At 38.0% G+C, this 13,372-nt stretch carries 14 protein-coding genes and 1 tRNA gene; 14 read left to right on the top strand and 1 reads right to left on the bottom strand.

What is annotated here, in order from left to right; translation table 11 throughout:
• Positions 1–4: 4 nt before the first annotated feature.
• From hisH to O3617_RS02675, 4 genes are all read left to right on the top strand, one after another.
• Positions 5–616 (top strand): imidazole glycerol phosphate synthase subunit HisH, encoded by a 612-nt coding sequence (gene hisH, locus O3617_RS02690; protein ID WP_371448551.1) that lies wholly within the window; start codon positions 5–7, stop codon positions 614–616.
• Positions 617–812: 196 nt separating this feature from the next.
• Positions 813–2,645, top strand: coding sequence for a carbon starvation protein A (locus O3617_RS02685; protein WP_371448550.1), 1,833 nt, complete (start codon positions 813–815; stop codon positions 2,643–2,645).
• A gap of 112 nt (positions 2,646–2,757) precedes the next feature.
• A complete protein-coding gene (locus O3617_RS02680; protein WP_371448549.1) occupies positions 2,758–4,380 on the top strand; it encodes a membrane biogenesis protein AsmA in 1,623 nt (540 codons plus the stop codon).
• Between the two features lie 110 nt (positions 4,381–4,490).
• Complete coding sequence (locus tag O3617_RS02675; protein ID WP_371441889.1) at positions 4,491–4,844, top strand: hypothetical protein; 354 nt, start codon at positions 4,491–4,493, stop codon at positions 4,842–4,844.
• Between the two features lie 96 nt (positions 4,845–4,940).
• Here O3617_RS02675 and O3617_RS02670 read toward each other — a convergent pair whose 3' ends face one another.
• Complete coding sequence (locus O3617_RS02670) at positions 4,941–5,654, bottom strand: stalk domain-containing protein (RefSeq protein ID WP_371441888.1); 714 nt, start codon at positions 5,652–5,654, stop codon at positions 4,941–4,943.
• Positions 5,655–5,977: 323 nt separating this feature from the next.
• Here O3617_RS02670 and O3617_RS02665 point away from each other — a divergent pair, with 323 nt between their 5' ends.
• From O3617_RS02665 to O3617_RS02620, 10 genes are all read left to right on the top strand, one after another.
• The gene (locus tag O3617_RS02665; protein WP_039927120.1) at positions 5,978–6,319 is read left to right on the top strand and encodes a hypothetical protein; all 342 of its coding nucleotides are present in this window, start codon (positions 5,978–5,980) and stop codon (positions 6,317–6,319) included.
• A 262-nt stretch (positions 6,320–6,581) separates the two neighbouring features.
• Positions 6,582–6,827, top strand: coding sequence for a hypothetical protein (locus tag O3617_RS02660; protein ID WP_039927117.1), 246 nt, complete (start codon positions 6,582–6,584; stop codon positions 6,825–6,827).
• Between the two features lie 764 nt (positions 6,828–7,591).
• Positions 7,592–7,993: a hypothetical protein gene (locus O3617_RS02655; protein WP_038148081.1), complete on the top strand. Its 402-nt coding sequence runs from the start codon at positions 7,592–7,594 to the stop codon at positions 7,991–7,993.
• Positions 7,994–8,131: 138 nt separating this feature from the next.
• Positions 8,132–8,629: a preQ(1) synthase gene (gene queF / locus O3617_RS02650; RefSeq protein WP_005387511.1), complete on the top strand. Its 498-nt coding sequence runs from the start codon at positions 8,132–8,134 to the stop codon at positions 8,627–8,629.
• 1 nt (position 8,630) lies between these two features.
• On the top strand, positions 8,631–9,434 hold the full coding sequence (locus O3617_RS02645) for a hypothetical protein (protein WP_371441887.1): 804 nt from the start codon (positions 8,631–8,633) through the stop codon (positions 9,432–9,434).
• Positions 9,435–9,662: 228 nt separating this feature from the next.
• Positions 9,663–10,274 carry a serine O-acetyltransferase EpsC gene (gene epsC, locus O3617_RS02640; RefSeq protein WP_118353448.1) on the top strand — a complete coding sequence of 204 codons (612 nt, stop codon included), beginning with the start codon at positions 9,663–9,665 and terminating at the stop codon, positions 10,272–10,274.
• A 246-nt stretch (positions 10,275–10,520) separates the two neighbouring features.
• A complete protein-coding gene (locus O3617_RS02635) occupies positions 10,521–10,955 on the top strand; it encodes a DNA starvation/stationary phase protection protein (RefSeq protein WP_009661701.1) in 435 nt (144 codons plus the stop codon).
• Between the two features lie 50 nt (positions 10,956–11,005).
• Positions 11,006–11,096 (top strand) — tRNA-Ser (locus tag O3617_RS02630).
• 134 nt (positions 11,097–11,230) lie between these two features.
• Positions 11,231–11,965, top strand: coding sequence for a hypothetical protein (locus O3617_RS02625; protein ID WP_371441886.1), 735 nt, complete (start codon positions 11,231–11,233; stop codon positions 11,963–11,965).
• Between the two features lie 18 nt (positions 11,966–11,983).
• Positions 11,984–13,243 carry an Nramp family divalent metal transporter gene (locus O3617_RS02620; protein ID WP_371448548.1) on the top strand — a complete coding sequence of 420 codons (1,260 nt, stop codon included), beginning with the start codon at positions 11,984–11,986 and terminating at the stop codon, positions 13,241–13,243.
• Positions 13,244–13,372: the final 129 nt, after the last annotated feature.

The following is a 13,372-nucleotide window of genomic DNA, read 5'->3' as shown; positions in this document are numbered from 1 at the left end:
CACTATGATTGCCATAATTGATTATGATGCGGGCAATACATTTAATGTACAAAAAGCATTACAACATATCGGGCTTGATGCGGTGTTGACCGCTAATCGAGATACGATTTTGGCTGCTGATGGCGTGATTTTACCAGGTGTCGGCGCCTATGCATCGGCCGTTTCCGTCCTCCGTGAGCGTGGCCTTATCGAGGTCATTCACGAGGTGGTGGAGCGCAATATACCATTGCTCGGTATTTGTTTAGGAATGCAGCTTTTATTTGATGAATCTGAAGAATATGGTCCCACACCAGGGCTGGGCATTATACCGGGCACTGTGAAAGCTATTCCTAATAACCTCGGCCTTCGTGTGCCTCATATGGGGTGGAATCAAAATACACTATGCCGTAAAGATAGCGTATTTTCTGATATAGCTAATAAATATACATATTTTGTGCACTCTTATTATGTGGATACAGATTCTCAATATATAATGACTACTGCTGATTATGGAGTTAAGGTACCGGGCATTGTTGAGAAGGGGAATGTGTATGGCATGCAGTTTCATCCTGAAAAAAGCGGAGCTGTAGGGCTTAATCTGTTACGCACGTTTGGAAATATCATATTAAAAAAATAAAACAGTCTTCGATATATGCTTTTAACGAATAATGAGTATCTAAAATGATTAAGTGTAAATTGACATATTCTTGTTTAGATATACAATGAGTATGTAAGTACTCATCAATTTATAAGCTACAGTGGCATTGGAGACCTAATTTTATTAGAAATTTTTATTTGGCACCTCCGATGTCATGTACATTGGAGGTGTTTTTATGGTTATGAATGGTATTTACTTAGTTATAGCCTCCGCGTGTATTCTAATTTTAGCGTACCGCTTTTATGGGGCTTTCATAGCGGCCAAGGTGCTGACACTCGATCAGTATCGTCCAACGCCAGCTATGGTTCACAATGATGGTCACGATTACGTGCCAACAAACAAATGGGTAACATTTGGTCATCACTTTGCAGCGATTGCTGGTGCGGGTCCTCTCGTAGGTCCTGTTATCGCAGCACAGTTCGGGTATTTGCCTGGTGCATTATGGATTCTTATCGGTTCCGTACTCGCCGGTGCTGTACATGATATGGTTATCTTATTTGCATCCGTTCGCTATGATGGTAAGTCTATCGCGGATATTGCTCGCGAAGAAATCAGTAAATTGGCTGGATTCGGTGCTATGCTTGCTACATTATTCCTATTGATCATTACTCTTGCTGGTATGGCCGTAGTAGTAGCTAACGCATTGCATAATTCTCCTTGGGGGTTCTTCTCCGTATTTGCTACCATTCCAATCGCTATTTTCATTGGTATTTATTTGAAATGGTTGCGTCCTGGTAAAATTCAAGAAGCCACTATTATCGGTGTAGCATTGATCTTCGCAGCTATTATCTACGGTCCAAATGTAGCAGCTAGCGAATATGCTTCTTGGTTTACATATGACTTGCAAACCATTGAAATCATGCTTGCAGTCTATGGTTTCTTTGCAGCAGCATTACCAGTATGGTTATTGCTTGCTCCTCGTGACTACTTGTCCACATACCTTAAAATCGGTACAATCGGCGCATTGGCTCTTGGTATTATCATCGTAATGCCTGAAATTCAAATGCCAGCTGTTACTCCTTATATCTGGGGTGGCGGTCCTGTATTGAAAGGTTCTGTATTCCCTTATATCTTCATTACTATCGCATGTGGTGCGTTATCTGGTTTCCATACTGTTATCGCGACAGGTACAACACCTAAAATGCTTACTAATGAAAAAGAAATCTTGCCTATCGGCTATGGTGCAATGTTAACAGAAGGCTTCATCGCTATGATGGCGTTAATTGCAGCAACTGCATTGCATCCAGATGATTACTTCGCAATTAACTCCACTGTTGAATCCTTCAAAGCGTTAGGCCTTCAAGTTCATGAATTGCCAGCATTGTCCGCAATGGTTGGTGAAGACTTGATGCACCGTCCTGGTGGCGCCGTATCCCTTGCAGTAGGTATGGCTCATATCTTCTCTAGATTGCCTAACATGGATCACTTGATGGGTTACTGGTATCACTTCTGTATCATGTTTGAAGCATTGTTCATCATGACTTTGATCGATGCTGGTACTCGCGTAGGTCGTTATTTACTTCAAGAATTATTAGGTCATTTCCATCCTAAATTCAACGACCAACATTGGGCTCCTGGCGTTTATGGTTGTGCAGCTTTAATTTGTATTTTGTGGGGCTATCTAGTTCTACAAGGTAACATCGGTATTATCTGGCCTCTATTCGGCGTATCTAATCAATTATTAGGTACTATGACATTGGCTGTAGGTACTACAGTTATCATGCGACTTGGTCGTAAACGTTATGCATGGGTAACAGGTATTCCTTGTATTCTTATGGCTATCGTTGCTATCGCTGCGGACTTTGAAAACGTATTTAACAGCTACATTCCTGCTGGTAAATGGATCCTAGTAGCATTCAGTGCGGCTATGTTCCTCATGATCCTTATCGTATTAGTAGAAGCAGTTCGTAGCTGGATTCGCTTGGCTGACATTCCTCAAGACTATCGCACTCAAGAAGAAATTGAAGCAGAAAGCCTTGTAAAATACGGTAAAGAAGCAAAAGCATAATATATAAATTGTGATATATTGTATGAAAGCGCACTCACATTAGTGGGTGCATTTTCTGTTTGTAAATCTATAGTATGATTGGTTTTGTAAAATTTAATGCTATAATAATTGTATGACTAGACGAATTCGCTCGTATTGGAGCAAATATATACAATTATATAGGCGAGGCATACTAGGCATCATTACATTTATTGGAATTACGGTAGTCATTATCTCTATCTTAGCTACTATTGCAAGTCGAGGCATGGGTGTTATTTTTAATGAGGTAATAGCGCGTCAGACCATGATGCGAGGGACAATTACTGTTTCTAGTTTAAGTGCTACCCCATGGGGGACCATATCCTTTGAGGATTTGCAATGGGCTGATGACGATGGACATCAGTTGATGACCGTACCTTCTGGCAAGATACGCGTTAATATGTGGGATGTGATTACCCGTAATTTCAAGGCATCTGCCATCCGAGGTATAGAATTAAATGATGCGGTCATTGTAGTAGATTTAGATGACGATAATCGAGTCGATTTTGTGCCTGCTTCTCCTGATATTAATAAACCATTATCTGAAGTAGAACAGCGACCTAAAGCACCGAAAAAAACGACGCTAGAACGTCAAGAAGAGCTAGGGAAAAAGGTGCGTAACTTTAACTGGAATGGTCAACATATCGATGCGATTGTGAAGCTTTCAGACTGTCAATTGGAAATATTCCAAAAGAATCGACATTATGTGATGAAGAATGTTAATGCTCGATTTGATATTGATACGAATCGTGCCATTCGCATGAATATGACAACTGGTAAATTCGGAGGCACCGCCATTGGGGATGGTCTTACATTAGATGGTCGCATCGATCTAAAAGATGTGCTTAAGCATCGTATGCCTACGCTGAATATGAATCTAAATATTTATGGAGTAGATCCGGCATCCTTAGGATTTGGTGATAGTATTCACGATAAGATGACCTTGCTCACAGCAGTGACAGGGGATATTAATCGGCCTTTTGCATCGGGACGTGTTACCATGCCAATTCTTAGAATCCCTGCACTAACCTTTGAAAATGTGGTAGGCGATGTGACCTATCAAGATGGCATACTTGATTTTAAAGAGGTATATGCCAATGTATTTGGCGGTAAGTTAAAGGCTAAGGGTGTATATAATCTAGATACACGGGCCTATGAATTGACGGGGGTTGCTACGGATCTAGATAGTAGCATGGCCTTAAAAACGCCAGATTTTTCTGTTCCTGTATCGGCGAACCTTAACTTCTCAAGTAAGGGTCAGCCTAAGGATATGGTGGTGTGGGGCGATTTCACGTCTGGTGCAGGTCGTTACATACTCATTCCTATACAATCGATTACAGGGCGCTTTCACAATCAAGGCCGCCATCTATCGTTCTTTGATGTGAAAGTGCATACATCGGTAACGACTATCTCCACGGATGCATTGCATATCGATAATGGCGAATTAACATTGGGGCCGTTGAATATTACATCCAATGGGGGCAGTAATTTTGCAATCTATGATGAAAGTACCTTTGGTGAGCTTGGCAACACGATGGATGGTATAAAAAATGATATGGCACAGGCAAATCAAAACATGAAACGAGCTCAAGGTAATAGTCAATCGATGAATCAAGTAGATATAAAACCACCAAGTGATGCAAAAGGCATTTTAGATGATGCCAAAGAATCAATCAAAGACTTATCCGATAGTTTGAAATCGATTAAGATTCGATGAAGTTTGAAAATTTTCATGTTCAGCTTATCTCCTAAGTATAAAATGCGAACTGTTATCAAAACATTTGATAACATAGTGGATTATACATGTGTTTTATTAGGAGGTTTCTTATGAGAAAAGCTAAAAAATTATCTATAACACTTATGGCATCTGTTATGGCTTTAGGCGTTGTAGCATTTACAGCACAACCAGCTAACGCATCTTATGGCTATAAATATACTGATTCCATTCGTCCACCAGTTTTGACACCTACACCATCTACGGGTAGAGCACCTGTGGAACCTGTAGCCACTACAGTTACACCAGCTCCTGCTGCCAACACTACAACAACAGTAGAGCCTACTAAAACGGCTGGTTCTGTAACAACAGCTAATACTACAAATAATACAGATAAAACAGCACAAGATATTCTTAGCTCTTTGCTTTCCTTGTTGCAAAACTTGTTTAACACTCTATTTAAATAATAGGGGATAACAAAACGGCGGTCCTTGTTAGAACCGCCGTTGTTGCATATACCAAAGCCCTTCGGTCGCGACAGAAGGGCTTTACTGTTCGTGTTATTATTTTGTGTCTTTATCAGTTGCTTGCGTATGTTTAACCTTGATTAGAGGTTCGTTCTTTGTAGTGGTTTTTGTGTTGGACTCCACTTTGGAACTAGTCTCTACCTTGGCAGACGTATTGTCTGATGGCGGCAAGAATGTACTGATTTCGTTTTTGTGAGGTACATTCGTATTGGTTGTGGATGCTAGCTGAGCCCGTTGTGGAGCGATGAAAATTTCGTTCTTCGTGATTTTTACGTCATTTAATAGTAATTTGAATGCACTAGGGCTCACGAACAATTGACCATCTATCATGCGCGGTGTAGGCAGCATAGATTCGGATGTATCAAGGTTGATGATTTGCAACTTGCCCTTTCTTACGATTTGCGCTTGATCTGGTTGGATGGCTAGTGTAGCAATACTCATATCTACCAATGCTGTTTTTGTTGGTGCGTCCCACGCCACCTTATAGCCTAACGCTTCCGATACTTGGCGCAGTGCTACGAGCGGTTGACCGTCTACATAGGCTACATTTTGATGGTCTTTTACCGGTTCTAATACCTTGCCATCTACATTGATGTGATGTTGTGTCGTTACAGATGCAGGTTTCTCTAAATTTTGTGCTGGCGCAGGTGTTTCCATGCCGATTGCTGCATGTGCTGGTTGCGCCATGCCTACTGTGAAAGCTAACGCACCTAGAGCGATGCTAGATAAAATAAGCTGTTTTAGTTTCATAAGGGACCTCCATAAGGTGTTATATCGTTCTGAATAAACTAATGTTATCAGATGTATATGAATATTTTATTATAAACTTTAATTTCATGCAATTTAAATTAAGCTAGAATAAGTTAATGGTTTATTTTGTATGAATTATAAACTCATTGATAATATATACTTTGCTAAAAAAATCAACCATGTTATCCTGATGTATATAAAATTGTTGGTGTGTGGTTAGGTCGTGTAATGTGTCATACTTCATTAGGTGTTACTGGTGCAACATTTGGCTGTCACGTTAAAGATGAAATTAAATTTAATTTGAAAAAGGATATAGATAAGTAATGTATCAAGATTTAATCATAATGTTTGGTATTATATTCTTTATATACAAACTTATTACGCATAAAGGTGAGCTTAGTTTAGCTAGAATTATCTATACTTTTAGTTTAGTACTTGGATTGGGAATATTTTTCTTACGTAATTTAATATCTCCATTTACTATGTTGTTTTGGTGGATATTTTGTATGGGGATTTCTTTGGTTGGAATGTACTTTATGCTTAAAAATGATGAGTTTGAAAGTGATAAAGTAGAAAGATTACAGTCTAATTTTAAAGCAGGCGTATATGCTTGGTTATTTCTAGTAGCCTTATACATATATTTATATGTTTTGACTTATTATTAGATACCTAAATGGTAGTGTAATATATTTTGTCGGAGGCACAATAGAATTATAATAATACTAAATATATTTATGCTACCGTTGAAGCTGGACCGGAGTTAGGTACTCAGACTCAACTTGGCTCTGTGAGTGTGCGAGCCAATATTAAAGCAGGTACTGAGAAATATATTAATTCAAGAATTCAATTATAGGAGATAAATCTGAAGAGGGTAAGGCCTATAATGAAGTTTCTGATTTACTGAAAAAATATGGAGGATAATATTTTATGAAAGATTTATTCATTTTTTTTAAGAATATTGATCCACAGTTTTATACCTGTATATTTGGTCTAGTTGTAACTGGAATTGGCATATATAATCCTTTGTTATTGGGCTTATACTCTCCTGACAACAATTATAATGAAAGTCCGGTTATGATATTTATTTTTAGGCTTATTAGTGGGATGGTGTTTGTAATAATAGTTTTGTATTTATTATATCGGCTTGTTACAGGGACATGGTTTGGTACTTAATCTTGAGTATTTAGCTTTTTCAATTAGACGAAAATGAAAATAAAATGTATCTTCAATAAAGGTAAAAATCATAGTACTTTGTAAGAGTATAATACATTTGTGATAAGTAAATAAAAAATAAGAAGGAACTCTGTTATAATGAAGTTGCTTAATCCAAAGATTATAACAAAAGGAGTTCCTTCTCATGCATTCTATTATAACTGAGAAATTAAGATTTCGTAGAGGAAGAACTAGCACTTATCACGCATATACATTCTAAGTTTAAACATATAGGACTATCTCAAGCATATGTTGGGGCAAAGAAGCGTGGTTATGAACGCTCATATGTCTCTATGTGCAGACAAATAAGGTTTCATATCTCCTAATCTATGGCTTAAATATAATGGTTTTCAGATCTCTATGTGAGATTGTTTTTTTGCTATGGTATTAGCTGATATAACTATAAAAGAAGAAAATAATAATTATTTTCCATGCTAATGAGAGGGTCTTGTATCTAGATGAATTCAAGTTTTTATCAAGTGTTCACAGAAGAGATATTCTAAAGTATTTTTCAATAAGATTATTAACTCCATATTAATAGTGTGTAATCACTCTATTATAATGCAAATCCTATAGAATCTAATGAGCTGGAATCTTTATTTCTGGAATATTAAAAGGTAAAATTGCTAAAAGAAAAGGATAAAAGAAACGGATTATCTAAAAGATAATAATCAAAATGATAAAGAAAATAAAGGCCCAAAATTAGAATCAAGGGAGAAGTAGGAATGTCTGCTAACAATAAAAATTTTTTTAAAGCTATATATATGTTTGTTGTTCTTTTTTTATTGGATGTAGCTCTTGTATACTCACTACTTCAGTTAGGAGATGGACCGTATCGTAAGATAGATGCTATAGCCTGTTTTGGAGCTATTAATGCGATATTTATATATCTAAATATTGGGGAAATAAAAGTCATTCATAGATATATAAAGGAAGGCCGGTTTGTGGAAGGTATAAAAAAGGCTATACGTTTATTGAAATATAGTAAAACAAGTTATTTTGCCCGTATATCAAGTATAATTATAGGTATTTGTTTTATTGGTTGGGGCATACAAGTTGAAAGTGGTATATTGATAAAACTAATCGCGTTTACTATTGGTGGTATTAATCTTTGGAGATCAATATAATCATTATTTTAGAACATCTTAAACAATTAGTTACGTATATAGAAGCGTAAATATAATGAGGTTGAACCTCCTATGATATAATTAAGTATCGTATGAATTACTCCATATATTATATTATTTTATAGAAAGAGGTTCCTTATGGCATCCGGCAGATCTGAAAAAGAGTTACAAGGCGTAACGATGTTAGGTCACAAGACCGATTATCCTACTGATTATGCACCACAGGTGTTAGAGGCATTTGATAACAAACATCCTGATAATGATTATTTCGTTAAGTTTAACTGTCCTGAGTTTACAAGCTTGTGTCCTATGACAGGTCAACCAGACTTTGCGACCATCTATATTTCGTATGTACCAGATAAGAAAATGGTAGAGTCCAAGTCTTTAAAATTATATCTATTTAGTTTCCGCAACCATGGGGATTTTCACGAAGATTGTATCAACATCATCATGAAGGACCTCATTAAGTTGATGGATCCTAAGTACATCGAAGTATGGGGCAAGTTTACACCGCGCGGTGGTTTGTCTATTGATCCATATGCAAATTACGGCAAGCCTGGTACAGAGTGGGAAAAGACGGCGAAAGAGCGCCTTCATTTCCATGATATGCAGCCTGAACGCGTAGCGTACCGTTAAGATGAATTACGAATTTATAGCTGTCATCTCGGCAATCATATTTTGCTTTGTATTTGGCCTATTATTGTCTTTGCATCCAGCAGCGCTCGTCGTTGGTAGTCATAGTTCATTACATACATACAGCCGATGGACACGGTGGAGTGCTTATATAGCGTTGATACTATTAGTATTGCGCATCGACATTACTGTAACAGACAGTATGGTGCCGTCTAGCTGGCTGTTTAGTGAATGGTTTCAGCTCGTCACCATTGTTATATTTGCTCTCGTCCTACTACAAACCTTGGGATTCGTAGATTTTACACATGGGGAACGAAATGTACAGTTTCACTATTGGCAAATTGAGCAAGGTTATGGTTCAGAGTCGCGGATGGAACGATATATACACAAGCATCATAATCAAGTAGCAGGGGCTTTGGTAAATTATTGTTATGTCTTATGGATGACATGGCGTTCTATGTGGCCTGCCATATTGGTGTTATTCTGGTATAAACTATGGGCCGTTGAAGTGAATGGCTTGCTTTCACCAATTATATCTAGAAAAGAGCATATGCCAGATGTGGTTTCTTATTTGATAGTAGATCCACATATTTTAACATATACCTTGGCTGGTTTCTTATGGGGCCATATTGTATTGCATGGGCAAAAGAATATTATCTTATATGGCAATAGCAGGGCATTTCAGTTCGTACTGTCTAGACTTGTAGTTATCGTGGGTAGTCTTTTATGGATAGGAATTGCCGTTGCCATTATGACGGTACCTATTACGTGGGATTCGGTGATTAGCACGCTTGGAAACATACGATAAACTCAGTTATTTCCTATAAACTGCGGACTTTAAAGACCCTCAAAATTCTTGACAGATATATTCCTAGGTGTTAGAGTAGGAATATATTTATAGAGTGCACAAATGATTATACCCAGTGTATAGTTTGGTAATTGTTAAAACCGTGACTTACGCCCTTGGGAGTATCCAAGGGCGTTATATTTTTGATAGACACACTGTTCGTGTAATGAACGTAGATATGGAGTACTTATGATGCAAGGTTTGCGCGAATTATGGGGCAAAATTCAATATAATATTAAACGCGTCATGGATTCTGACCCGGCTGCCACTAATGTGTGGATGGTTATATGGACGTATCCTCATATTACGGCTTTGTTCTGGCATTTCTTTGCGCATCGCCTCTATAAGGCGGGGTGGCCTACATTGGCACGCCGTATAGCACTTCATTCTCGTCATGTAACAGGCATTGAAATTCATCCGGGAGCTACCATTGGTCGAGGCTTATTTATTGACCATGGTATGGGCGTTGTCATTGGTGAAACCGCCATCGTCGGAGATAATGTGACATTGTTCCACCAAGTAACATTGGGCGGTATGTCCTCTAAGAAAACAAAACGCCATCCCACCATTGAAGATGATGTCCTCATTGGTACAGGTACAAAAATTTTAGGGGATATTACGATTGGAGCTCGTACTAAAATCGGTTGTAATCTAGTTATAAAACACGATATTCCGAAAGATATGGTTATCTTTGAAACCGATCCAGAAAATATGTATGTTCGGAAGCCTAGACGAAAGAATAAAAATAGCGCATCTAATGATAGTCCATATCCTGAAAACTACATAGAATACTATATATAAATAGACTGGCTTAGACCTCTTGCTGTTAGATGTATATCTGATGGTAAGAGGTTTTTTATTTCATAAAAATTTCATCGAAAAATATCGATAAAATTATTGACAAGGAAAATCATTATTGTTAATATAATCATGTAATCAATATTGATTACAAATTACATAAATAAATAATAGGTTTAGAAGCCGACTAGATTTGTCCTATATTAGGATAAATTGTAATTGAGAATTAAATGAAAAGGAGTTATTACTATGAAAAACGTACAACAAGTAAATCAATATTTAGCAGATCTTTCCGTATGGAATGTAAAATTACACAACCTTCATTTCAATGTAACTGGTCCACAATTCAAATCTATCCATGAATACTTGGAATCCATTTATGATGAAGCGTTTGAATATTTTGATGCAGTAGCTGAACATGTAAAAATGCAAGGTGAATTCCCATTGGTAAATTCTGTTGAATATGCTAAATTGGCAAAAATCGGTGAATTAGGTCAAGAAGATATTCCTCAACATAAAGTTATCGAAATTTTACTTCATGACTTCAAATATATGAAAGATCAAGCATCTGCTATTCGTGAAGCAGCTGGCGAAGAAGATAATTTCTTGCTTTCCAACATGATGGAAGACCATATTGAATATTATGTAAAACAAATTTGGTTCATTGAATCTATGTTGAAATAATTCAATTGACAACGCCTTACTGGGTATGATATGATTACTCAGTAAAGCATGGAGGATTACTCAAGAGGCTGAAGAGGACGGTTTGCTAAATCGTTAGGGCGGGTTACCGTCGCTAGGGTTCGAATCCCTAATCCTCCGCCATGCTGAGACCTCACATCGTCCGATGTGAGGTCTTTTTTATTAACCATACAGTGTAAGGAATGGGGATAGAGTTGACGTATTCATATCTAATTGCTTATAATAAATTGTATAAAATTTAATTTAAGGAGACATTTATGAATACACAATATACACGTCGATTAACAATGATTCGTCGCGCTCTTGGTGTGGGTGCTCTTTGTTTAGTGGCATCCTTTGGGGTGGCACATGCGGAAGACTTTGTAATTCCTAGTGCCCGTCCCGTGGTAGATGGTATGAGTACCGATGATGTTAAAGTAGTATCTGCTGCACATCCTGGTAGCGCTAACCTTATTACACCAAATGATTGGACATACAAAGCGTTAAAGACACTTGTAAAACATGGGGCTATTACGGACACACATGGATTTACATTCGATGATAGCACTAGCTATACAAAGGATGAGTTGATGCCCTTGCTTGACGAAGTCGTAGAAAAACGGGAACAAATGAACGACAATGATCGTCAATTTGCGTTGCGTATCTACCAAGAAAACATGCGTGATGTCATGGATTATCGCATTGAACGGGATAAGAAAATCACCGAAGAACGCCGTCAAAAATTAGATGAAAAACGAGTTAAGAAATCTGATAAAGATGTAAAGGTATCCGAAAAACAACAGGAATCTCTCGATGCGGCCACTGATGAAGTGGCTAAGCCTAAAGAACGGGCGTTAACAGATGAACAAATCAAGGAAAAAATGAAGAAATTCAAGATTGATGATTCTCGTGTAAAGACTAACGGTGATGTTCGTATTCGCTATACAGGTTCCAAGGATGGTAAATCTAAAGCAGATGCACGTGTGCAAACAGAAATGACGTTCACTCTATAATCCCTATAAGGGAATAACATGATTAATTTTCTTAAAAATAAGTTGTTTACCGTCCATCAGAATGGCAAACAACATGTTAGTGAAGTATTTAAATATATCGGACCGGGTATTATTGTAACCGTCGGATTTATCGACCCCGGTAACTGGGCGGCCAACTTAGCAGCTGGTGCTAGCTATGGTTATGAATTGCTATGGGTTGTAACATTATCTACACTTATGCTTATCTTATTGCAGCATAATGTGGCCCATCTAGGCATTGTACGGGGGCAATGTTTAGCAGAATGTGCTTATGAATTCTTACCAAAATGGTTGTCCCGTACCGTATTGAGTACCGCAGGCATTGCGGCTGTAGCTACGGCGCTGGCAGAATTCATTGGCGCTGCCATTGCATTGAAGATGCTGTTCGGCATCCCTCTTGTCATCGGTAGCGTGTTAACGGCTATCGTATGCACGATTATGCTTATTACAAACTCTTATAGCAAATTAGAACGTATCATAGCGGGATTTGTATCCCTTATCGCATTGGCCTACCTGGTGGAGGTCAATATGGTTGATGTCAATTGGGCTGCAGCGGGTATTGGCTGGGTCAATCCGAGCATACCTAACGAATCGATGCTCGTTATCCTGAGCATTTTAGGGGCCGTCGTTATGCCTCATAATTTATTTTTGCACTCCGAGGTCATCCAAAGTCGTCAGTTTAATCGACAAGATAAAGAGATTATGCATCGACAATTGCGCTATGAATTCGTAGATACATTATTATCTATGGGCATTGGTTGGATGATTAACTCCGCCATGATTTTACTAGCAGCGGCCGTATTTTTTAGTCATGGCATTGCTGTTACCGAATTAGAACAGGCAGAGGAATTATTGAGACCTTTAATTGGATCTGCTGCAGGTACCATCTTTGCATTGGCCTTGCTGTTTGCAGGTCTTGCATCATCGGCGACAGCTGGTATGGCTGGGGCGAGCATATTTGCGGGCATGTTTGGCGAGTCTTATGATATGAAGGATTTTCATAGTCGCTTGGGATTGGGGTTAACATATATTCCTGCACTATTATTGATCTTGTTTATTACGGACTCCTTTCAAGCATTGCTCGTTTCGCAAATGTTCTTGAGTTTACAGTTGCCGATTACCATATTCTTGCAATTATATATGACGAGTAGCCGTCGTGTGATGGGCGCTTATACGAACCGCCGATTTACGGGGATTATTCTTTGGGGCATTGGTATTATCGTAACATTGATGAATATTTACTTATTAGTTATAGGCTAATATATACCGCTTGTTTTTGTGAAAGCTTTCACAGAAATAGGCGGTATTTTATTTTGTCTAGAACTAGAATCAAATAGATTTATGAAATGTAGTTGTAATAACGTATAAGCCTGTGAAATATGGTACAAT

It is taken from the genome of Veillonella sp. 27098_8_77 (assembly GCF_041431535.1).
Lineage (GTDB): Bacteria > Bacillota > Negativicutes > Veillonellales > Veillonellaceae > Veillonella.
This window is presented reverse-complemented; position numbering and strand designations above follow the sequence as displayed.